This window comes from Enterobacter sp. PP-008-ECC_S150 (genome assembly GCF_045257065.1).
Lineage (GTDB): Bacteria > Pseudomonadota > Gammaproteobacteria > Enterobacterales > Enterobacteriaceae > Enterobacter > Enterobacter chengduensis.
Map to the genome: position 1 here is coordinate 176180 of NZ_JBJHHG010000004.1, position 22204 is coordinate 198383.

The window sequence follows — 22204 nt, forward strand, 5'->3', positions numbered from 1 at the left end:
GTTCAATCCCTCAATGATGCCTGGAATCGCTCTTTTAATGCCTCTACACATTTGGCGACGGTAGCGGCAATCTCCTCTTCTTCGAGTGTACGGCTGGTATCCTGAAGGATAAGGCTAATAGCGAGGCTCTTGAAACCTTCTGCTACGCCCTTGCCGCGGTACACGTCAAATAAGTTTACGCCAACTACCTGATTTACGCCAACTTTCTTACATTCGGCCAAAATATCTGCTGCGGGCACATTTTCCGCGACCACAACCGCGATATCACGGCGGTTTGCCGGGAAGCGGGAGACGTCCTGCGCCTGAGGAATCACGCGGTCTGCTACCGGGCTCCATTCCAGCTCGAACACGATGGTGCGGCCGTTCAGGTCCAGCTTACGCTCCAGCTCAGGGTGAACAACCCCAATAAAACCAACGCGTTTGCCGTCTAAGTAGATGGCTGCGCTCTGGCCCGGATGCAGGGCCGGAATGGCATCTGCGCGGAATTCAATTTCAGATAATTTACCGGTCAGATCCAGAATCGCTTCCAGGTCGCCCTTCATATCGTAGAAATCAACCGTGCCTTTTGCCAGGTCCCAGTGCTCTTCATAGCGGTTTCCGCTGATGGCGCCAGCCAGCATGAGATCCTGACGGATGCCTAAATTTGCCTGATTATCCGGTACAAAGCGCAAACCGCTTTCGAAAATTCGCACGCGGTTTTGCTGACGATTCTGGTTGTAAACGACGGTGCCCAGCAGCCCGGTCCATAGGGACAGACGCATCGCGGACATTTCGCTGGAGATTGGGCTAGGCAGGATCAGCGCCTCCTGGCCCGGGTGGATCAGCTGCTGAAGCTTAGGATCAACAAAGCTGTAGGTGATCACCTCCTGGTAGCCTTTGTCGTTCAGCATGGTTTTCACACGCTTCAGGGACAGGTCGGCTTCACGGTGTTTGCCCATCACCAGACCGGCCTGGACAGGCTCGTCTGGGATGTTGTTGTAGCCGTACACGCGGGCCACTTCTTCCACCAGGTCTTCTTCAATTTCCATGTCGAAACGCCATGATGGCGCAACGGCTTTCCACTCGTCCTGGCCTTCGGTCACTTCGCAGCCCAGACGCGTCAGGATGTCGGTCACCTGGGCATCGGCAACGTGATGGCCAATCAGGCGATCCAGCTTGCTGCGGCGCAGGGTAATGGTCGCACGCTTCGGCAGGGTCGCTTCGTGGGTAACGTCAATAACCGGGCCCGCTTCGCCGCCGCAGATGTCGATCAACAGGCGAGTTGCACGCTCCATCGCTTTGTACTGCAGCGCCGGGTCAACGCCGCGCTCGTAGCGGTGAGACGCATCGGTGTGCAGGCCGTGACGGCGCGCGCGACCGGTGATGGAGAGCGGGCTGAAGAACGCGCACTCCAGCAGGACGTTTTGCGTCTCGTCGTTAACGCCTGAATGTTCGCCCCCGAAGATACCGCCCATTGCCAGCGCTTTGCTGTGGTCAGCAATCACCAGGGTATCGGCGTTCAGCTTCGCTTCGCTGCCGTCCAGCAGAACCAGGGTTTCGCCCTCTTTCGCCATGCGCACAACGATGCCGCCGTCAATACGATCTTTATCGAACGCGTGCATTGGCTGGCCCAGCTCCATCAGTACGTAGTTGGTCACGTCAACCACGGCGTCGATAGAGCGGATGCCGCAGCGGCGCAGCTTCTCTTTCATCCACAGCGGGGTTGGGGCTTTCACGTTGATGCCTTTCACCACGCGGCCGAGGTAGCGCGGGCACGCATCCGGAGCGTCAACCTGAACAGGCAGCACGTCACTGATGGTTGCTTCAACCGGCGCAATGTCCGGCGCGTTCAGCTCGGTCTGGTTCAGCACGGCCACGTCGCGCGCCACGCCGATGATGCCTAAGCAGTCAGCACGGTTTGGCGTGACGCTGATTTCGATGGTGTTGTCGTCAAGCTTCAGGTATTCACGGATATCGGTGCCAACGGGCGCATCCAGCGGCAGCTCAATGATGCCGTTGTGATCGTCGGAAATACCCAGCTCGGAGAAGGAGCACAGCATGCCTTCAGATGGCTCACCGCGCAGCTTAGCCGCTTTAATTTTGAAATCGCCCGGCAGCACTGCACCGACGGTCGCCACGGCCACCTTGAGGCCCTGACGGCAGTTTGGCGCACCGCAGACGATATCCAGCAGGCGGTCACCGCCCACGTTAACTTTTGTCACGCGCAGTTTGTCAGCGTTAGGGTGCTGACCGCACTCAACCACTTCGCCGACGACGACGCCGTTGAAGGCGCCGGAAACCGGCTCAACGCCGTCCACTTCCAGGCCCGCCATGGTGATCTGGTTAGACAGCGCGTCGCTGTCCAGCGTGGTGTTCACCCACTCGCGTAACCACAGTTCACTGAATTTCATTGTTCTGTCCTGCCCTTATTTAAACTGTTTGAGGAAACGCAGATCGTTTTCGAAGAATGCACGTAAGTCGGTCACGCCGTAGCGCAGCATGGTCAGACGCTCCATGCCCATGCCGAAGGCAAAGCCGGAGTAGACTTCCGGATCGATACCCACGTTGCGCAGCACGTTTGGATGCACCATGCCGCAGCCCAGCACTTCCAGCCATTTACCGTTTTTGCCCATCACGTCAACTTCCGCAGACGGTTCGGTGAACGGGAAGTAGGACGGACGGAAACGAACCTGCAGATCTTCCTCAAAGAAGTTGTTCAGGAAATCGTGCAGCGTGCCCTTCAGGTTGGTGAAGCTGATGTTTTTATCAACAATCAGACCTTCCATCTGGTGGAACATTGGGGTGTGGGTCTGATCGTAGTCGTTACGATAGACGCGGCCCGGCGCGATAATGCGGATAGGTGGCTCCTGATCCTTCATGGTACGGATCTGAACGCCGGAGGTCTGAGTACGCAGCAGACGCGTAGCGTCGAACCAGAAAGTGTCGTGGTCAGCGCGTGCCGGATGATGGCCAGGAATGTTCAGGGCGTCGAAGTTATGGTAATCATCTTCAATTTCCGGGCCAGTCGCCACGGTAAAGCCAAGCTCACCGAAGAAACTTTCAATGCGGTCGATGGTGCGGGTAACCGGATGCAGACCGCCGTTTTCAATACGGCGCCCCGGCAGAGAAACGTCGATCGTTTCTGCGGCCAGACGCGCATTCAGCACCGCGCTTTCCAGCTCGGCTTTGCGCGCGTTCAGCGCCTGCTGAACCTGCTCCTTGGCTTCGTTAATCACCGCACCCGCTGCCGGACGCTCTTCTGGCGGCAGCTCACGCAGGGTTGTCATCTGAAGGGTCAGGTGCCCTTTCTTCCCAAGATATTCGACGCGGACATTGTCTAACGCGGCAACATCTGAGGCCTGATTAATGGCGGCTGTTGCACTGGCAACCAGCTCTGCGAGATGTGACATGATTTTCCTCATTATGTCGGTGCAGACACCGATTTGGTGGAGTTATTCTCTCAAATTCAGGCACAAAAAAAGCCTCCATCGGGAGGCTTATCTGGCGCTGTTTTTCGTTTCATCTTTCACGCGCTAGCCTCCTGAAATCAGGTGCTAAAGTAAAAGAAGAAGCGGAAAATAGCAGCATTCATGCTTGCGTTACCTTGTCTGGTAAAAACCGTTAAGACCTTATTGAAAAGCCTGGACGGATAAATGTCAATCTTCTGATGGTGTTAAATGAAAAGAGGGAGCAAGGCTCCCTCTCTCAACTGGCTTATGCCAGTGCTGCTTTCGCTTTTTCGACCAGAGCGGTGAACGCTACTTTGTCGAATACTGCGATGTCAGCCAGGATCTTACGGTCGATTTCAACAGAGGCTTTTTTCAGGCCGTTGATGAATTTGCTGTAAGAAATACCGTTCTGACGTGCTGCTGCGTTGATACGCGCAATCCACAGTTGACGGAACTGACGCTTACGCTGACGACGGTCACGGTAAGCGTACTGACCTGCTTTGATAACAGCCTGGAAGGCAACGCGGTAAACGCGTGAACGCGCACCGTAGTAGCCTTTAGCTTGTTTCAAAATTTTCTTGTGACGTGCACGTGCAATTACACCACGTTTTACGCGAGCCATATGTGCTCTCCTGTATCTATATTCTTAGTAAAAAATTAAACGTTAACGGCTTATGCGTACGGCAGGCACGCGATAACCAGACCCAGATCGCCTTTAGAAACAAGGCCTTTTGGACGCAGGTGACGTTTACGCTTAGTAGATTTTTTGGTCAGAATATGACGCAGGTTTGCGTGCTTACGCTTAAATCCACCACCACCGGTTTTTTTGAAGCGCTTAGCAGCACCGCGTACGGTCTTAATTTTTGGCATCTTAATAACTTCCACTTCGCATTGTTAAATAAACGAAACATAGGCGAACAAAACCTATGAAACCCGAAGGCTCCACAGATTTTGCTGCTTGAAGGCCTTACTGTTTCTTCTTAGGAGCGAGCACCATGATCATCTGGCGGCCTTCGATCTTCGTAGGGAAGGATTCGACTACTGCCAGTTCACTCAGATCGTCACGGACACGGTTAAGCACTTCCATACCAATCTGTTGGTGGGCCATCTCACGACCGCGGAAACGCAGTGTGATCTTGGCCTTATCGCCATCTTCCAGAAAGCGAATCAGGCTGCGGAGTTTTACCTGATAATCGCCATCGTCGGTACCAGGACGGAATTTGATTTCCTTAACCTGGATAACTTTTTGCTTCTTCTTCTGTTCCTTAGAAGACTTACTCTTTTCATAAAGGAACTTGCCGTAGTCCATGATACGACAAACTGGCGGTTCGGCGTTAGGGCTGATTTCAACTAAATCTACTCCAGCTTCTTCAGCTTTTTCGATCGCTTCTCTCAGACTCACAATCCCCAGTGGTTCACCTTCAAGATCTGTTAAGCGAACTTCCTGGGCGCGAATCTCGCCATTGATACGATTCGGACGTGCCGTTTGAACTCGTTTTCCGCCTTTAATACCTTATTCCTCCAGTTGTTGAAGACTGCGGCTGCGAATCTCTTGTTGCAGCTTCTCAATCACTTCACTTACGTCCAGGCTGCCCAGGTCTTTACCACGGCGGGTGCGAACGGCAACTTTGCCTGCTTCCACCTCTTTATCACCACAGACCAACATATACGGGACACGACGTAAAGTGTGCTCGCGGATTTTAAAGCCAATCTTCTCATTTCTCAAGTCTGCTTTTACGCGAATGCCCGCATTTTGTAGTTTCTGCGTCAATTCTTTAACGTAATCTGCCTGAGAATCGGTAATGTTCATCACCACCACCTGCACTGGCGCAAGCCAGGTTGGGAAGAAGCCGGCGAACTCTTCAGTCAGGATGCCGATGAAGCGCTCCAGGGAACCGAGAATCGCACGGTGAATCATAACCGGGACCTGACGCTCGTTGTCTTCGCCAACATAAGAGGCGCTAAGACGCTGAGGCAGGGAGAAGTCCAGCTGTACAGTACCGCACTGCCATGCGCGATCGAGGCAGTCATACAGGGTAAATTCAATTTTCGGACCGTAGAATGCGCCCTCGCCCAGCTGGTATTCGAACGGAATGCCGTTCTCTTCCAGCGCTACGGCGAGATCCGCTTCCGCGCGATCCCATGTCTCATCGCTACCGATACGTTTTTCCGGACGCGTTGAGAGTTTGACCACGATCTTCTCGAAGCCAAAGGTGCTGTACATATCGTAGACCATACGAATACAGGCGTTAACTTCGTCACGAACCTGGTCTTCCGTACAGAAGATATGCGCATCATCCTGCGTAAAGCCACGAACGCGCATCAGACCGTGCAGCGCACCTGATGGCTCGTTACGGTGGCAGCTACCGAACTCCGCCATACGCAGCGGCAGGTCGCGGTAGGATTTCAGACCCTGGTTGAAGATCTGAACGTGGCCCGGGCAGTTCATGGGCTTGATGCAGTATTCACGGTTCTCAGATGAGGTGGTGAACATCGCATCTTTGTAGTTGTCCCAGTGGCCGGTTTTTTCCCACAGCACACGGTCCATCATGAACGGGCCTTTCACTTCCTGATACTGGTACTCTTTCAGCTTGGAGCGTACGAAAGTTTCCAGTTCACGGAAGATGGTCCAGCCGTCGTTATGCCAGAACACCATACCCGGCGCTTCTTCCTGCATGTGATACAGGTCAAGCTGCTTACCGATTTTACGGTGGTCACGCTTCGCCGCCTCTTCCAGACGCAGCAGGTAGGCGTTCAGGGCTTTTTTATCGGCCCACGCGGTACCATAGATACGCTGCAACATTTTGTTGTTGCTGTCGCCACGCCAGTAGGCGCCTGCGATCTTCATCAGCTTAAAGTGATGACAGAAACGCATGTTCGGCACGTGCGGTCCACGGCACATGTCGACGTATTCTTCGTGATGGTACAAGCCAGGCTTGTCATCATGCGAAATGTTTTCGTCAAGAATGGAGACCTTGTAGCTCTCGCCGCGCTTCACGAAGGTTTCACGCGCTTCGTGCCAGCTGACTTTCTTCTTGATGACGTCATAGTTCGTCTCGGCGAGCTCGTGCATGCGTTTTTCGAGCGCGTCGATATCTTCCTGAGTCAGGGTGTGGTCAAGGTCAACGTCGTAGTAGAAACCATTGTCGATAACCGGACCGATCGCCATTTTGGTGTTTGGCCACAGCTGCTTGATAGCATGACCTAACAGGTGCGCGCAGGAGTGACGAATGATCTCCAGACCTTCTTCGTCTTTCGCGGTGATGATAGCGAGCGTCGCATCGTTTTCGATCAGATCGGAGGCATCCACCAGCTCACCGTTAACACGGCCAGCGATAGTCGCTTTCGCGAGACCCGGACCAATGTCCAGGGCAACATCCATTGGGCTAACAGGACGGTCGAAATGGCGTTGACTGCCGTCAGGAAGAGTAATTACAGGCATTTTATATCCTTATTTGCAGTGATGCCCCACACATAAGAGCATATACAAAGAAAATAATCGTGATTTGACAATAGATTACGACACCATCTGACCAACAATCGTCAAATTGGTTCGTCATCATTCACCTGCCGAAAAATCGGACAACGTCGAATTTACGGTAAGCCTTGCAATGTTAACACTAACGGAAAGGAGATTGCACCCTCTACGGCCAGATTGACGGCCTGGCACGTTCGCACGAATTTGCAGGTTGCTTCTCCCCTGCGCTCGCATTTCGGAGATGCTGGGCTACTCTTGAACAGGTCTTTAAACCCAAAGGTGCATACCATGAACGTATCCAGTAGAACGGTTGTGATATTGAACGTCCTTTCCGCCACAGGTTTATTGTTGATTCTCGCCGAACGATTCCACTGGTTCTGAGCTGAACCCTGCGCTGGCATAACCCAATCGTTCCTGAGAAGGGGCATATTTCGGCCCTGTTTGGTAGACTGAGGATATCAACGAACAAGGATTAGGTTATGCCAACAAAACGATTTGCCGTAAAACACTGGAAAATGGTGCTGGTGCTGATTGCCATCTGCGGCGCAATGCTGCTGCTGCGTTGGGCGGCAATGATTTGGGGCTAGGAGCGAATGCGGGTCATCAGAAGGGACGCCACAAGACCACAGACACTAAACGGGCCGACATTATCGTCGGCCCGCTTTCATTACATTCTATAACCCAGTGAAACCGTGGTTCTACGGTCGGTATGATCAGGCGCAGATTCAGGTGGTGAAGAGTTCCAGGTCACGTTGTAGGCCACTTTCAGACCAAAGTGTTCGTTGATAGCCACGTTCAGCGCCGTTTCAGAGTTCAGCGTCGTGTCGTCGGCACCAAAGACAGAAACACCCTGGGTAAATTTGGTGTTGTCAGTCATCTGCCAGGCATAGGTCCCGGAACCGTAACCGAGCGGTTGGGTTTTGGTATCACCGTTGGTGTACTCGTCATAACGTACACCCGGACCGAATTCAAAACGCAGGCTGTGTACCGGACCGTTCAGGAACTGGCGACCGTAACCGGCGGTGAACACATCGCGCTGACGATAACCGTTGTAACGGTCGGTTAACCAGCTCGCCTGCCCAAACAGGTAGTCATAGTCGGTCATGTTGTAACGGCTACGTCCGCCTACCGCATATTTCTCGGAAGAACGTTCGTCATTAGCGGAAGTGTTGCTGGCATTACCCCACAGCGACCAGGCGGTAGTATTACCGTACCAGGTGAGCGTGCTGTCCGCCGTCAGAGAAGAGCTTTTCGTGTTACCGGATTGTGCCAGATACCCGGCGTTCAGGTTACCTTCAAACGGTTTTTTCGCGGAGGAAGGATCGTCCATGACAGTAAAAACGGAATCATCAGCGGTCGCGTTCATAGCCGCAAACACGCCACCCGCCAGCATCAGTGCAGCGGGCACTGTCTTTAAAAGCTTCATTTTATTAAGGAGTCCGTACAACAAAAAAAGAGACCACACGGTCCCGGAATCTTTCTTGAGGATCAATGACAAGGCGTCCAGAGAAAGGTAACAAATTATAAAAAGCCGCATATAACATAGCAATGATTTCTTATTTCATTTTTTGAATAAGAACGATCCCAAAAAGCGTTTTATTTTATATATCTCCGACCTTAATTTTATTCAGTATTCATATTTAAAATCATACTGTTATTTACATTGCCTTCCTGATAAATGGTGCCAGACTAAAAAGAACCCATGCTAAAAGGAGGTAATGATGGTTTCTATCTACACCCTGACGCTCTCCCCTTCCCTGGATTCCGCCACCCTGACGCCGCAGATTTACCCGGAAGGTAAATTGCGCTGCAGCGCCCCGGTCTTTGAGCCCGGCGGCGGCGGGATCAACGTGGCGCGCGCCATTACACACCTTGGGGGCAAAGCCACGGCCATTTTTCCCACGGGCGGTGCCACCGGTGAGCACCTGGTCTCGCTGCTGGCAGATGAACAGGTGGCCGTTGAGACCGTCGAGGCCAAAGACTGGACGCGGCAAAATCTGCATGTCCACGTCGAATCAAGCGGCGAGCAGTACCGTTTTGTCATGCCGGGCGCGAAACTGAGCGATGACGAATTTCGTCAGCTTGAGGAGAAAGTGCTGAAGATTGAGAGCGGCGCGCTGCTGGTGGTCAGCGGCAGCCTGCCGCCCGGGGTCAGCACGGAAAAATTAACGGCGCTGATTCGGGCCGCGCAGCAGCGCGGTATCCGCTGCATTGTCGACAGCAGCGGCGAGGCCCTGCAGGCGGCGCTGGTGCCGGGTAATCTGGAACTGGTCAAACCTAACCAGAAAGAGCTCAGCGCGCTGGTCAACCGTGAGCTGACGCAGCCTGATGACGTTCGCTCCGCCGCGCAGGAGCTGGTGCGCAGCGGCAAAGCGCGCCGCGTCGTCGTCTCCCTCGGCCCTCAGGGGGCGCTGGCCGTCGACGAAACCTCTTCCGTGCAGGTTGTCCCACCGCCGATGAAGAGCCAGAGCACGGTTGGCGCTGGCGACAGCATGGTGGGCGCGATGACGCTAAAACTGGCGCAGGGCGCGTCTCTTCTGGAAATGACGCGCTACGGCGTAGCCGCGGGTAGTGCCGCGACCATCAACCAGGGCACGCGTCTCTGCTCGCTGGCCGATACGCAAAAAATCGTCGATTACCTGTCCCGAAATTAACGCCGGTTCCCCTTCGGGTTGACGAAGGGGAAAGCCCTCACCGAGTCGCCAAACCCAAACTATCGACTATGCTAAGAAAACTTCCATGATAACAATGAGGTGAATTATGAGCAGTGGTGACATCACTCGTTACGTCGTGACGATCAACCTTCATGAAGCATCCCTGACCGAGCTCAATGAGCTTAACAATGCCTTCACCCGGGCTAATTTTCTCCTCACGCTGACGGATGACGAGGGCAATATTCATGATTTAGGCACGCTGGCATTTGGTCTCATCAGCGCCCTGAGCCAGGAAGAGGTTCATGCGCTGGCCGCCAGCCTGGTGGAAAGCGCGACCGACAAGCCTGCCGACATTGACGTATCTACCTGGGAAATCTGGCGAAAAAAAGAACAATAAGTGCGCTGCATGACTTTAAACCGCTCAGGTGTGCGTTAGTTCGTATTTTTTTACCGCAGTTATGCGCTAACGTTATGATCTGGCAGACAACATGGGAGAGACAACATGTGGCAGGCTATCAGTCATCTTTTACGTGAGCAGCTGGGCGAAGGTGAAATTGAACTGCGTAACGAACTGCCAGGCGGTGAGATCCACGCCGCGTGGCATTTACGCTACGCAGGACGCGATCTCTTCGTTAAATGCGACGAACGTGAACTGCTTGCGATATTTACCGCCGAAGCCGACCAGCTTGAGCTGTTGTCGCGCAGTAAAACGGTGACGGTCCCGCAGGTTCTGGCCGTTGGGAGCGACCGCGACTACAGTTTCCTGGTCATGGAATATCTCCCCGCCCGACCGCTGGATGCCCATAATGCGTTTATCCTCGGGCAACAGCTCGCGCGCCTGCATCAATGGAGTGACCAGCCGCAGTTTGGTCTCGATTTTGACAACGACCTCTCCACCACGCCACAGCCCAACGCCTGGCAGCGCCGCTGGTCGACATTTTTTGCCGAGCAGCGCATCGGCTGGCAGCTTGAGCTGGCCGCCGAGAAAGGGCTGGAATTTGGCAATATTGATGCGATTGTCGAGCACGTTCAGCAGCGTCTGGCATCCCACCAGCCGCAGGCGTCTCTGCTTCACGGCGATTTGTGGTCCGATAACTGCGCGCTGGGCCCTAACGGCCCCTACATCTTCGACCCGGCCTGCTACTGGGGTGACAGAGAATGCGATCTTGCCATGCTGCCGCTGCATCCTGAGCAACCGCCGCAAATTTACGACGGATATCAGTCTGTCTCCCCCCTGCCGCCCGGCTTCCTCGACCGCCAGCCGGTCTATCAGCTTTATACGCTGATGAACCGTGCCATTCTTTTTGGTGGAGAACACCTGGTTAACGCCCAGCGGGCGCTTGAACGCATGCTCGCCGCCTGAGACGCGAACGGGTGGCCTTACTGCCACCCTTATCCCTCACAGAAAACCGAGCAATGAGAAGAAGAAGTATCCCGCCACAATGATAATCACGGGAAGGACATACAGCGGGAAAATCTGCAGGAAAATGGTGTGGCGCGGCACAACAATGCGGGATTCAATCTGCTCCCGGCTCAAGCCTTCCGGGCCTTTAGCCTGTTCCAGAATCAACTGATCCTCAACCCCCTCGCGTAAGAAGCGCGTCTGACGGCTCATTCTCGCGCCAGAGGCCTGCAAGGCCAGCGCGACAAAGATCAGGGCGTATATCACCCAAAAGCCGATATTCAGCTGCTGATGAAAATCCGGGGTGGGTGAGTTAAACCAGAAGACATTTAAAAATGGCGTATTAAAACGCATCATCTCAATCATAACATGCGCGAAATCAAGCATCACCGCATTGATACCCGGCTGTTTTTCGCTGTGATCGTACATAAATTTGAGCACGGAAATCAGCGTAGAAATGACGGCAGGAATAAAAATCACCCAGCCAGCAATACGTTTTAAGACCGCAATGCGTCCAGCTTGTTGATACGTCATCAGTTCCTCTTCATAAAGACGCGTTATTTGTGCCTAAGTCTACCTGCTGACCATCAATTTCGCCCGCTCTTTAAAGGCAATATGCTAAATTGCAGAGTGTGCTTAGCACGTATCGTCTGTCGAACACCCTGGATAAGGAGACGTTGTGATGTCGACACCGCGCAAAATTCTTGCCGCAATTTTTGACATGGATGGATTACTGATCGATTCCGAACCGCTGTGGGATCGCGCCGAACTGGACGTTATGGCCAGCCTGGGCGTGGATATCAGCCGCCGTAATGAACTCCCCGATACGCTGGGCCTGCGCATCGATATGGTGGTTGACCTGTGGTTTGCCCAACAGCCGTGGGTGGGTCCCGATCGCGATGAGGTGACCGCGCGCATTATCAGCCGCGCCATCTCTTTAGTTGAAGAGAGCAGACCACTGCTGCCCGGCGTTCGCGAGGCTGTCGCGCTGTGCAAGGCACAGGGGCTGAAGGTGGGACTGGCCTCGGCGTCGCCTCTGCATATGCTGGAAAAAGTGCTCACGATGTTTGAACTGCGCGACAGTTTCGACGCCCTCGCGTCCGCGGAGAAACTGCCATACAGCAAGCCCCATCCGCAGGTCTACCTGGACTGTGCCGCAAAGCTGGGACTCGATCCCCTCAGCTGCGTTGCGCTGGAGGATTCTGTTAACGGCATGGTGGCCTCTAAAGCCGCGCGGATGCGCTCCATTGTGGTGCCTGCGGAAGAAGGCCGTCACGATCCCCGTTTTGCGCTTGCCGATGTGAAGCTGAATTCACTGGCAGAACTGACGGCGAAACACCTGCAGGGCGGTTAACGCCTTTCTCCGGTTTGTGACAAACAGTTACACCGTCACCTCTTCCGCCTACTGTATAAAAACCCTATACTGTATGAATTGACAGTTTTGTGGGTTTTATCATGACGGCGGAAGGCCACCTGCTTTTTTCTATCGCGTGCGCAGTATTTGCCAAAAACGCTGAACTTACCCCTGTGCTCGCACAGGGGGACTGGTGGCATGTTGTCCCTTCCGCCGTATTGACCTGTCTGCTGCCCGACATTGACCATCCTAAATCCTTCCTCGGTCAGCGCCTGAAGTGGGTGTCAAAACCCATCGCCCGCGCGTTCGGCCACCGTGGTTTTACGCACAGCCTGCTGGCCGTGTTTGGCCTGCTAACGCTTTTCTATTTAAAGGTGCCCGAAAGCTGGATCGTCCCCGCCGACGCCATTCAGGGGATGGTGCTGGGCTATTTAAGCCATATTCTGGCCGATATGCTAACGCCTGCGGGCGTACCGCTGCTGTGGCCCTGCCGCTGGCGCTTTCGTTTTCCCATCCTGGCCCCGCAGAAAGGGAACCAGCTTGAGCGCGTCCTGTGCATGGCGCTGTTTGCTTACGCCGTCTGGATGCCGCAAACCCTGCCCGAAAACAGTGCAGTCCGCTGGTCTTCCCAGATGATTAATTCGCTGCAATTTCAGTTCAATCGCTTTATTCATCACCAGATTGAACAGTAAACCGACAAAATTATCCCATTTGTCATAAACCATTCCATTTGGATATAAGCGCGACATCACACTTCTGCTAACCTTCCGCCAACAGGATCGGTAAAAACCGACCCAATAATAAATCAGGAGAACGGGGATGAATTTTCCACTCATCGCGAACGTCGTTGTGTTCGCTGTACTGCTATTGCTTCTCGCGCAGGCGCGCCACAAACAGTGGAGCCTGGCGAAAAAGGTGCTGGTTGGTCTGGCCATGGGTGTCGTATTTGGTCTGGCATTACAGGCAATTTATGGCTCCGATAATCCAGTTCTGAAAGATTCCATCCAGTGGTTCAACATTGTCGGTAACGGCTATGTGCAGCTGCTGCAGATGATCGTTATGCCGCTGGTGTTCGCCTCGATTCTGAGCGCCGTTGCCCGCCTGCACAACGCGACCCAGCTGGGTAAAATCAGCTTCCTGACCATTGGTACGCTGCTGTTCACCACGCTGATTGCCGCGCTGGTGGGTGTGCTGGTGACCAACCTGTTTGGCCTGACCGCAGAAGGTCTGGTGCAGGGGACGGCTGAAACGGCGCGTCTGACCGCGATTCAGACCAACTATGTCGGTAAAGTGGCCGATCTGACCGTGCCGCAGATGGTGCTCTCCTTCATTCCGAAGAACCCGTTTGCTGACCTGACCGGTGCGAGCCCAACCTCCATCATCAGCGTGGTGATTTTCGCCGCGTTCCTGGGCGTAGCGGCGCTGAAGCTGCTGAAAGACGACGCGCCAAAGGGCGAGCGCGTGCTGGTTGCTATTGACACCCTGCAAAGCTGGGTGATGAAGCTGGTGCGTCTGGTCATGCAGCTCACCCCTTACGGCGTTCTGGCGCTGATGACCAAAGTGGTTGCCGGATCTAACCTGCAGGACATCATTAAGCTGGGCAGCTTCGTTGTCGCCTCTTACCTGGGCCTGGGCATTATGTTCGTGGTGCACGGCATCCTGCTGGGCGTAAACGGCGTCAGCCCGCTGAAATACTTCCGTAAAGTCTGGCCGGTACTGACCTTTGCCTTCACCAGCCGTTCCAGCGCCGCGTCTATTCCGCTGAACGTAGAAGCGCAAACTCGTCGTCTGGGCGTGCCGGAATCTATCGCCAGCTTCTCTGCATCCTTCGGTGCCACCATTGGCCAGAACGGCTGTGCGGGTCTCTACCCGGCGATGCTGGCGGTGATGGTTGCCCCGACGGTGGGTATTAACCCGCTGGATCCGGTCTGGATCGCGACCCTGGTTGGGATTGTGACCGTAAGCTCCGCAGGCGTTGCGGGTGTTGGCGGTGGCGCAACCTTCGCCGCACTGATTGTGCTGCCTGCGCTGGGTCTGCCGGTTACGCTGGTCGCGCTGCTGATCTCCGTTGAGCCGCTGATCGACATGGGCCGCACCGCGCTGAACGTGAGCGGCTCCATGACCGCCGGTACGCTGACCAGCCAGTGGCTGAAGCAGACCGACAAAGCGATTCTGGAAAGTGAAGACGACGCCGAGCTGGCGCACCGTTAATCACGGTAGAAGTAAAAAAAAACCGCCTGAACCGGCGGTTTTTTTATGGCTGTTATTCTTCAACCTCTTCATCCTGGCGGATTTGCATCGCCCACCGCTGTGCGGACTCCGGTACCGTAAAGGCAGGAGAGCGACGGAAATGCTCGCCGGTCAGCACAAAGGCCACGTATTTCCCCCGCAACTGCCACACATCGCGAAAACCCTCCACTTTCAGGGCATGGTCTGGCGGCGCGGGCTCAACGCGGGGCACATAGCTAATAACCTGGCGGTTTTGTTGACGAAGAGGTTTCATAAGCGACTGGTTCACTAAAACAAATTCTTGAAGCAGGAAAACTCTATGATAGCCGATCCTGCCGCCTTACGTCGCGCCCCGAGTACGTGAGAAAGCGTCTTTTGCCAATAACGTTATGTGAAAACTCTTAGTTCGCGAACCTTCTCGCGACATTGTTCTATCCTTAATAGGGTTTTTAGCAATGGATAAAGGAGAAGCGTGCAATGTCGAACAAAGATAAAACCGATCGATCGCCCATTCATGGCACTGAAGAATCGCAACCGGGAATGGACTCACTCGCGCCTGCTGACGGTTCTCATCAACCTTCACCCGGCCCTTCCGCACCCGGTGAACAGCCTACCGCACCGGGGAGCTTCAAATCACCCGATGTGAAGAACGATAAACTGAAATCCCTTGACCCTCATCGTAAAGGAGGGGAAGGTCATGCGCTGACCACCAATCAGGGCGTGCGCATCGCCGACGATCAGAACTCTCTGCGCGCCGGGAGCCGTGGCCCCACCCTGCTGGAAGACTTTATCCTGCGGGAAAAAATTACCCACTTCGACCACGAGCGGATCCCTGAACGCATCGTCCACGCGCGCGGCTCGGCTGCGCATGGCTACTTCCAGCCCTACAAAAGCCTGAAAGCGGTCACTAAAGCGGATTTCCTCTCCGACCCGAAAAAAATCACCCCGGTGTTTGTGCGCTTCTCTACCGTTCAGGGCGGCGCGGGTTCGGCGGATACCGTACGAGATATCCGCGGCTTTGCCACCAAGTTTTATACCGAAGAAGGTATTTTCGATTTGGTGGGCAATAACACCCCGGTGTTCTTCATTCAGGATGCGCATAAATTTCCTGACTTTGTCCATGCGGTAAAACCGGAGCCCCACTGGGCGATACCGCAGGGACAAAGTGCGCATGACACCTTCTGGGACTACGTCTCCCTGCAGCCTGAAACCTTACACAACGTGATGTGGGCGATGTCTGACCGCGGCATTCCGCGCAGCTATCGCACCATGGAAGGGTTTGGTATTCATACCTTCCGCTTGATCAACGCCGAGGGGAAAGCCACGTTTGTCCGCTTCCACTGGAAGCCGGTGGCGGGTAAAGCCTCGCTGGTATGGGATGAAGCGCAGAAGCTGACCGGCCGCGATCCGGACTTCCATCGCCGCGAACTGTGGGAGTCCATTGAAGCGGGCGACTTCCCGGAATACGAACTGGGCCTGCAGCTCATTCCGGAAGAGGACGAATTTAAGTTCGATTTCGATCTGCTTGACCCGACGAAGCTGATCCCGGAAGAGCTGGTGCCGGTTCAGCTGGTGGGCAAAATGGTGCTTAACCGCAACCCGGATAATTTCTTTGCCGAAAACGAACAGGTTGCGTTCCACCCGGGGCATATCGTGCCGGGCCTGGATTTCACCAACGATCCGCTCTTGCAGGGACGTTTGTTCTCGTATACCGATACGCAGATCAGCCGTCTTGGCGGACCGAACTTCCACGAAATTCCGATCAACCGCCCCACCTGCCCGTACCACAATTTCCAGCGCGACGGCATGCACCGTCAGGATATTGACACCAACCCGGCGAACTATGAGCCGAACTCCATCAACGATAACTGGCCGCGCGAAACGCCTCCCGCACCAAAACGCGGTGGATTCGAATCCTATCAGGAGCGCGTCGATGGCAATAAAATTCGCGAGCGCAGCCCCTCATTCGGCGAATATTACGCCCAGCCTCGCCTGTTCTGGAACAGCCAGACGCCGATTGAGCAACAGCACATCATCGGTGGCTTCAGCTTTGAGCTGAGTAAAGTGGTGCGCACCTACATCCGCGAGCGCGTGGTCGACCAGCTGGCGCATATTGATATCCAGCTTGCCCAGAGCGTCGCGGATAATCTGGGCATTACGCTGACCGACGAGCAGCGTAACCTTGCTCCGCCGAAAGAGGTTAACGGCGTGAAGAAAGATCCGTCGCTGAGCCTGTATGCGGTGCCGGGCGGCTCGATCAAAGGCCGCGTGGTCGCCATTCTGCTGAACGACAGCACCCGCGCCAGCGACGTGCTGGGGATTATGAAGGCGCTGAAATCTCAGGGCGTGCATGCCAAACTGCTCTATTCCCGCATGGGGGAAGTGACCGCCGATGACGGTTCCGTGCTGCCGGTGGCCGCGACGTTTGCCGGTGCGCCATCGCTGACCGTCGATGCGGTGATTGTGCCGTGCGGGGATATTGCCAGCCTGCTGAGCAACGGCGACGCCGTTTATTATCTGCTGGAAGCTTATAAGCACCTGAAACCCATCGCGCTGTCCGGCGACGCGCGCCAGTTTAAGGCGCAGCTGAAGGTGGCCGATAAGGGTGAGGACGGCATTGTCGAGGGCGACAGCGTTGACGATGCCTTCATGACGAAGCTGTTTGAGTTGCTCGCCGCGCACCGCGTCTGGTCGCGCAGCAGCAAGATCGATCAGATCCCGGCGTAAAAAAAGCCGGGTGGCGCTTGCGCTTACCCGGCCTACTTTCGATTGGTTTTGTAGGCCGGGTAAGGCGTAGCCGCCACCCGGCACTTCTTACAGATCCCCGAACGTCCCCAACCGATACCCACGCTCGGCAATCGCGTATTTCAGCGATGGCGACGTCAGCACGTCCAGCTCCGCCAGCCGCGGCCAGCAGTAGGCGCTTTTGCGCACGATGTTGTCGACAAACGCTGGGTGCGCCATCATCTCCAGCGACCGCTCCCCTCGCGCGGCGGAATCATCCAGCACCTTCAGGAATAGCGCTTCGTCGATCGCCTCGCCGTAAAACGCGCTGCTGAACCCCGCCGTGGTTATGACGTCGCAGTCCGGCAACCCTTGCACCTCACGATCCACGCGCATCGCCACCCCTTTGCGCCGGGCAAACTCGGCCACCAGCGGGAAAATCGCCGGGATCATGTGCACGTGGTGATGGCTGTCGATGTGCGTCGGCGACTTACCAAACAGATCGACGAAGCGGTTGAACTGACAGTCCAGTTCGCGGGCAATCTCCTCGAGCGGCAGAGCGCCCTGCTCCGCCAGTTCCCAAATCCATTTACCCAGCTGGCCGTCGCGCGTCAGGCCCGGCATGGACGAAAGCGGCATCCCGAGCGTCAGCACAAAGTGCATCCCGACGCCAAGCTCCGGCACCTCGCGGCTCAGCTGCGCCGCGTGTTCAACCGCCTCACCATTTACCAGCGCCGTGGTAGAGGTCACAACCCCCCGGCGACAGGCTTCCACAATGCCGTAGTTCTGACCTTTCGACAGGCCAAAATCATCAGCATTAACGATCAGCAGGTGTTCCATTGTGCGTCCTCTTAGTGCTGTTTAAACTTCAGCTTCTCGATCGTGGCGGCAAAATTCGGCAACCATTTTTCATGCGCCAGGATCATCTCGCTGGCCAGCTGCTCCGCATCGCGGTCGGAATGCACCAGCGGGCTAAGGTTCAGCGCCAGCAGTACGTCATTGAGTTCACCGCTCAGCGCCGCGTTGCTTGCCGCCACTTCAAAGCCTTTGATGGTGTGGATCAGCCCCATGACCTTGTCATCGAAGTGGGTGATACGCGGGTGCGGCTTAGCGCCATCGCGTCCCAGGATGCAGGTCATCTCGACGGCCCAGTCAGCCGGGATATTGTCGATATGGCCGTGGTGCGGCACGTTAACATAGTGCTCCGCCTGCTTGTCGTTGTAGATGGCGTTGATCACCTCACATGCCGCATCGGAGTAGTAGGCCCCGCCGCGCTGCTCCAGCTCTTTCGGTTTGACGTTCAGGTTCGGATCTTTATACAGCTCGAACAGCTGCTTTTCGACCTTCTGCACGATCTGCGCGCGCGCGCCGCCCTTATAGTACTCGCCCATTTCGATGGCCAGCATCTCTTTCTGCTTGAAGTAGTAAAGCAGGTACGAGCAAGGCAGCAGGTTCAGCGAGCGGATCAGCCCTTCGCTGAACGGCAGGTCAAAGATGTTTTTCACCGATGCCGCCGTCAGGCGACCGGAGGCCACGCCGTCGAGAAGTTCGGCAAAGCGCGATTTTCCGTTCACGATGACATCTTTAATAAACACCATGTGGTTCAGGCCGAACAGATCGATGGACAGATCGTCGCTGTCGGTCAGCGCCAGCACGTCGCGGATAAACATCTTCATACCGATCGGAATATTACAGACGCCGATAAAACGCTTGAAGCCGGTATGACGATAGACCGCTTCAGTGACCATTCCGGCCGGGTTGGTGAAGTTAATCACCCACGCGTTCGGGCAGATCTCCTGCACGTCTTTAACGATGTCGAAAATCACCGGAATGGTGCGCAGCCCTTTGAACAGGCCGCCCGCGCCGTTGGTCTCCTGACCCAAATAGCCGTGGCTTAGCGGAATACGCTCGTCCAGCTCGCGCGCCTTCAGCTGGCCGACGCGCAGCTGGGTGGTGACGAAATCTGCATCTTTTAGCGCCAGACGACGATCGAGGGTTTTGTGCACGGTCAGCGGCACGCCCGCTTTTTCCACCATGCGCTGGCACAGGTCGAAAATAATATCCAGCTTCTCCTGACCTTCCTCAACGTCCACCAGCCATAATTCGCTGACCGGTAATTCATGATAACGTTTCAGAAAGCCTTCAAGTAATTCCGGGGTATAGCTGCTGCCGCCACCAATGGTTACGACTTTCAATTTCTTTTGCATAATATCTCCCTTAGCGTATCAGGTTAATCGCCTGCAAGGTATAGCGTACTCTTCCCGCTATTTGGGCAAGCCATTAAAGCAATATTCGTGGCGGGTAATCCGCCGAAAGTTAATTAATTACCGTTAAATTTTTCCGGTAACTGTTCGGTGTAAATGACGTTAATTTCTTAAAGGTTTTAATAAACAGGCTGGGGCTGCTGTATCCTGACTCGTAAGCAATATCGGTGACAGAATAGTTAGTAATTTCCAGCTGTTTTTTTGCAAAATTAATGCGGATTTCATTAATAATTTGCACGGGCGTTTTACGATAATAACGCTGCGTCGCTCGGGTCAGATATTCCTGGGACTTGCCCGACAGGGAGACCATATTTTCCAGCGCATTTTCGCTGAACCGGCCTTTATCGTGCATCAGCTCAACGGTGCTGCGCAGCCACTGCGGGATATCATCCGTCACCTGCTGCTCTTCGCGATGATGGCGCAGCCGGTTCATCACGTAGAAGGTCACCGTTTCAATAAACTCATCAAATTCATTGTCGCGGAAGTTAAGCGAGGCGATCACCGTTTCAATCCAGGTCATAAACTCGTTTTTGACCCGATAGACCTGGGAGGCCACAAAGCAGAACGGCACCAGCGGCAGATAGTGCTTCTCGAAGAAGCGTCTGCTGACGCCCACATTCAGAATACGGGTGGCACCAAATTCGTAAAAGCTCTGGTGATAAGATCCCATCGGCAGGAAGACAAAATCCCCCCGCTCCAGCAGGACGCGCTTACCGTTGATTTCCTGGTAGTAGCGACCGGTCAGAACAATCGTGAACTCGTAGTAGTCATGCTGGTGCAGACCGCTGGCGCTCTCCGTCTTGTTGTAGATGACCACGTGAAAATTTTTACCGTTAAACAGCTGCTGTTCAAGTGCGGTTTTGATTTCCATCGTGCTGACCTCCTGCTACCCAGTCTGACTTACTGCATTTTCTCGTGAAGCTCAATGAGCTCCGCCACCAGCTCGCGCGCCAGCATCGAGGTCATCAGGTGGTCCTGAGCGTGAACCAGCACCAGGCTGACCTTCATCTTGCCTTCGCCCTGATCGCTCTCAATCAGCTTTGTCTGCACCAGGTGCGCTTCGTTCAGCGCCGTGCGGGACTGTTCCATCATGGTTTTCGCGGCGGCGAAATCCCCCTGCTTGGCCTGCTTGAGTGCCGCATAGGCCAGGCTGCGCGCCTGTCCGGAATTGATGATAAGCCCCATCACCACTTCTTCGAGATCGTTCTCAACGGCTTCGTCTGCGACAATACTATCCAAATCTAACATTTTTCAGCTCCTTGTGGCTGGCGCGGGCTTCCCCGCGCCGGTCAATCTTAGAATTTCAGTGAGAGGGCGATATCCTCTTCGCTCTCTTCTTCGTCAATAATGGTGGCGGCTTTGTTGGCAATCGCCACGAACGGCATGTACAGCAGGGTAGCAATCCCGAGGTTGAATATCGCCAGCAGGAAGGCCGCGACGCTGCCGTTGGTGTTGAAGAAGGCGCCCAGACCTGCCGGCATGGTCCACGGTGCAATGTTGGTGACCGGTGGAATGATGCCCATGTAATACGCCGTCAGGGTAATGGCGGCCAGCAGCGGCTGCACCAGGATGAACGGAATGAACATCACCGGGTTCATGATGATTGGCAGACCGAACAGAATCGGTTCGTTAATCTGGAAGATGCCAGACGGCAGCGCCAGCTTCGCAACCTGACGGTAGTCAGCACGACGAGAGACAATAAAGACCGCGATGATCAGACCCAAGGTCGCCCCGGTACCGCCCAGGAAGATATAGGAGTCAAGCATCGGCTTCGCCCACACATGGAAGGTTTTACCCGCCGCCAGCGCCGCGTCAACGGAGCCGTACTGCTGGTAAAGCGCGACGTTTTCCAGTGCCCAGGGGGTCATAATCCCGCTGTCCAGCGCGGCCAGTGCCAGTGAACCATGCACGCCAAAGAACCACAGCAGAGAGGTGAAAATCACATACGCCCAACCGACCACGCCACCCATCGACGCCAGCGGCGTAGAGATAGAGTCCATAATGATCTGGTGGAAGTTTGTGCCCCAGTGGGAGAGCGCCCAGGCGATAATCCCCATAATGGAGAGAATAATAAAGCCTGGAATCAACGCGGAAAATGAACGAGAAACGGAAGCCGGCACGCTATCCGGCAGGCGGATAACCCAGTTGCGACGGATAATAAAGGTAAACATCTCCGCGACCACCAGACCGATAACAATACCGGAGATGATGTTAGCGCCACCCAGCCAGTTGGCGCCGACGGCGTAGGCTTCCCCCACGCTGTAAGGCGTAACGGTCATGAAGGCGGCGACGGATAATAAACCGGCGGCCAGCGGATCCACCTTACGCTCTTCTGCCAGCGCCATCCCAATAAAGAAAGGCGCCATCAGTGACATTATCCCTAACGTACCGTTATAGACGTTGCCGCCGATGGCTTTAAAACCATTAAGGGTTTCAATTGTTGAAGCGTCTAACCGAATGCCTAATGAATAAAAGAAGGATCCTTCACCAAAGCTCAGAAAAACGTTGTTAATTAAAACGAACATGGCCCCGGCCAGCGTCAACGGCATTAATTTAATAAAGCCGTTTTTGATGGCGTTAACGTGAGGCTGCTTTCCTATTTTAACAGCAAAAGGAAGGAGTACCTTTTCAAGTGAAGCGATGACTTTACTCATAGGTAAATACCCTTAAA

At 54.8% G+C, this 22204-nt stretch carries 24 protein-coding genes and 1 other annotated feature; of the genes, 9 read left to right on the forward strand and 15 right to left on the reverse strand.

The window, feature by feature from the left end; genetic code table 11:
* Positions 1-2: 2 nt before the first annotated feature.
* The 7 genes from pheT to thrS form a co-directional block, all read right to left on the reverse strand.
* A complete protein-coding gene (gene pheT / locus ACJBF3_RS06970; RefSeq protein ID WP_045327055.1) occupies positions 3-2390 on the reverse strand; it encodes a phenylalanine--tRNA ligase subunit beta in 2388 nt (795 codons plus the stop codon).
* A gap of 15 nt (positions 2391-2405) precedes the next feature.
* Entirely contained in the window at positions 2406-3389 is a 984-nt protein-coding gene (pheS, locus tag ACJBF3_RS06975; RefSeq protein WP_010426091.1) for a phenylalanine--tRNA ligase subunit alpha, read from the reverse strand.
* A 62-nt stretch (positions 3390-3451) separates the two neighbouring features.
* Positions 3452-3576: a sequence feature (Phe leader region), on the reverse strand.
* Positions 3527-3571, reverse strand: coding sequence for a pheST operon leader peptide PheM (gene pheM, locus ACJBF3_RS06980; protein ID WP_001386830.1), 45 nt, complete (start codon positions 3569-3571; stop codon positions 3527-3529). Its footprint overlaps the feature before it by 45 nt.
* Before the next feature lie 117 nt (positions 3577-3693).
* Entirely contained in the window at positions 3694-4050 is a 357-nt protein-coding gene (rplT, locus tag ACJBF3_RS06985; protein ID WP_000124850.1) for a 50S ribosomal protein L20, read from the reverse strand.
* 50 nt (positions 4051-4100) lie between these two features.
* A complete protein-coding gene (gene rpmI, locus ACJBF3_RS06990) occupies positions 4101-4298 on the reverse strand; it encodes a 50S ribosomal protein L35 (RefSeq protein WP_003030583.1) in 198 nt (65 codons plus the stop codon).
* Between the two features lie 97 nt (positions 4299-4395).
* Entirely contained in the window at positions 4396-4938 is a 543-nt protein-coding gene (gene infC / locus ACJBF3_RS06995; RefSeq protein WP_014069901.1) for a translation initiation factor IF-3, read from the reverse strand.
* 3 nt (positions 4939-4941) lie between these two features.
* Entirely contained in the window at positions 4942-6870 is a 1929-nt protein-coding gene (thrS, locus tag ACJBF3_RS07000; protein WP_045327053.1) for a threonine--tRNA ligase, read from the reverse strand.
* A 324-nt stretch (positions 6871-7194) separates the two neighbouring features.
* Here thrS and yncL point away from each other — a divergent pair, with 324 nt between their 5' ends.
* Entirely contained in the window at positions 7195-7287 is a 93-nt protein-coding gene (gene yncL, locus ACJBF3_RS07005; protein ID WP_071886547.1) for a stress response membrane protein YncL, read from the forward strand.
* A 98-nt stretch (positions 7288-7385) separates the two neighbouring features.
* Positions 7386-7493: a small membrane protein YniD gene (gene yniD / locus ACJBF3_RS07010; RefSeq protein ID WP_008500658.1), complete on the forward strand. Its 108-nt coding sequence runs from the start codon at positions 7386-7388 to the stop codon at positions 7491-7493.
* 80 nt (positions 7494-7573) lie between these two features.
* Here the strand turns inward: yniD and ACJBF3_RS07015 are convergent, their stop codons facing one another.
* Positions 7574-8332 (reverse strand): YdiY family protein, encoded by a 759-nt coding sequence (locus tag ACJBF3_RS07015; protein ID WP_045327050.1) that lies wholly within the window; start codon positions 8330-8332, stop codon positions 7574-7576.
* A 295-nt stretch (positions 8333-8627) separates the two neighbouring features.
* On the opposite strand from ACJBF3_RS07015, the gene pfkB reads away from it, so the two are divergent.
* The 3 genes from pfkB (at position 8628) to ACJBF3_RS07030 (ending at position 10923) form a co-directional block, all read left to right on the forward strand.
* Complete coding sequence (gene pfkB / locus ACJBF3_RS07020) at positions 8628-9560, forward strand: 6-phosphofructokinase II (RefSeq protein ID WP_045327049.1); 933 nt, start codon at positions 8628-8630, stop codon at positions 9558-9560.
* 106 nt (positions 9561-9666) lie between these two features.
* A complete protein-coding gene (gene ghoS, locus ACJBF3_RS07025) occupies positions 9667-9957 on the forward strand; it encodes a type V toxin-antitoxin system endoribonuclease antitoxin GhoS (protein WP_045327048.1) in 291 nt (96 codons plus the stop codon).
* A 105-nt stretch (positions 9958-10062) separates the two neighbouring features.
* Positions 10063-10923, forward strand: coding sequence for a fructosamine kinase family protein (locus ACJBF3_RS07030; RefSeq protein WP_032639864.1), 861 nt, complete (start codon positions 10063-10065; stop codon positions 10921-10923).
* A 36-nt stretch (positions 10924-10959) separates the two neighbouring features.
* Here ACJBF3_RS07030 and ACJBF3_RS07035 read toward each other — a convergent pair whose 3' ends face one another.
* Complete coding sequence (locus ACJBF3_RS07035) at positions 10960-11496, reverse strand: YniB family protein (RefSeq protein WP_045327047.1); 537 nt, start codon at positions 11494-11496, stop codon at positions 10960-10962.
* A 148-nt stretch (positions 11497-11644) separates the two neighbouring features.
* Here ACJBF3_RS07035 and hxpB point away from each other — a divergent pair, with 148 nt between their 5' ends.
* The 3 genes from hxpB to ACJBF3_RS07050 all read left to right on the forward strand — a co-directional run bounded on the left by hxpB (position 11645) and on the right by ACJBF3_RS07050 (position 14527).
* Positions 11645-12316, forward strand: coding sequence for a hexitol phosphatase HxpB (gene hxpB, locus ACJBF3_RS07040; protein ID WP_045327046.1), 672 nt, complete (start codon positions 11645-11647; stop codon positions 12314-12316).
* 101 nt (positions 12317-12417) lie between these two features.
* Positions 12418-13008 (forward strand): metal-dependent hydrolase, encoded by a 591-nt coding sequence (locus ACJBF3_RS07045; protein WP_032639858.1) that lies wholly within the window; start codon positions 12418-12420, stop codon positions 13006-13008.
* Positions 13009-13135: 127 nt separating this feature from the next.
* Entirely contained in the window at positions 13136-14527 is a 1392-nt protein-coding gene (locus ACJBF3_RS07050; RefSeq protein WP_045327045.1) for an L-cystine transporter, read from the forward strand.
* A gap of 52 nt (positions 14528-14579) precedes the next feature.
* On the opposite strand, the gene cedA is transcribed toward ACJBF3_RS07050, so the two are convergent.
* On the reverse strand, positions 14580-14834 hold the full coding sequence (cedA, locus tag ACJBF3_RS07055; protein WP_072049969.1) for a cell division activator CedA: 255 nt from the start codon (positions 14832-14834) through the stop codon (positions 14580-14582).
* Between the two features lie 188 nt (positions 14835-15022).
* Here cedA and katE point away from each other — a divergent pair, with 188 nt between their 5' ends.
* Positions 15023-17272, forward strand: a complete 2250-nt coding sequence (gene katE, locus ACJBF3_RS07060) for a catalase HPII (RefSeq protein ID WP_045327044.1) — start codon at positions 15023-15025, stop codon at positions 17270-17272.
* An 87-nt stretch (positions 17273-17359) separates the two neighbouring features.
* On the opposite strand, the gene chbG is transcribed toward katE, so the two are convergent.
* From chbG to chbC, 5 genes are all read right to left on the reverse strand, one after another.
* On the reverse strand, positions 17360-18109 hold the full coding sequence (gene chbG / locus ACJBF3_RS07065) for a chitin disaccharide deacetylase (protein ID WP_045327043.1): 750 nt from the start codon (positions 18107-18109) through the stop codon (positions 17360-17362).
* Positions 18110-18120: 11 nt separating this feature from the next.
* Positions 18121-19476, reverse strand: a complete 1356-nt coding sequence (locus ACJBF3_RS07070) for a 6-phospho-beta-glucosidase (RefSeq protein ID WP_045327042.1) — start codon at positions 19474-19476, stop codon at positions 18121-18123.
* 109 nt (positions 19477-19585) lie between these two features.
* Positions 19586-20404 carry a transcriptional regulator ChbR gene (chbR, locus tag ACJBF3_RS07075; RefSeq protein ID WP_045327041.1) on the reverse strand — a complete coding sequence of 273 codons (819 nt, stop codon included), beginning with the start codon at positions 20402-20404 and terminating at the stop codon, positions 19586-19588.
* A gap of 29 nt (positions 20405-20433) precedes the next feature.
* Positions 20434-20781 carry a PTS N,N'-diacetylchitobiose transporter subunit IIA gene (gene chbA / locus ACJBF3_RS07080; RefSeq protein WP_023335359.1) on the reverse strand — a complete coding sequence of 116 codons (348 nt, stop codon included), beginning with the start codon at positions 20779-20781 and terminating at the stop codon, positions 20434-20436.
* A gap of 47 nt (positions 20782-20828) precedes the next feature.
* Positions 20829-22187: a PTS N,N'-diacetylchitobiose transporter subunit IIC gene (gene chbC / locus ACJBF3_RS07085; RefSeq protein ID WP_008500675.1), complete on the reverse strand. Its 1359-nt coding sequence runs from the start codon at positions 22185-22187 to the stop codon at positions 20829-20831.
* Positions 22188-22204: the final 17 nt, after the last annotated feature.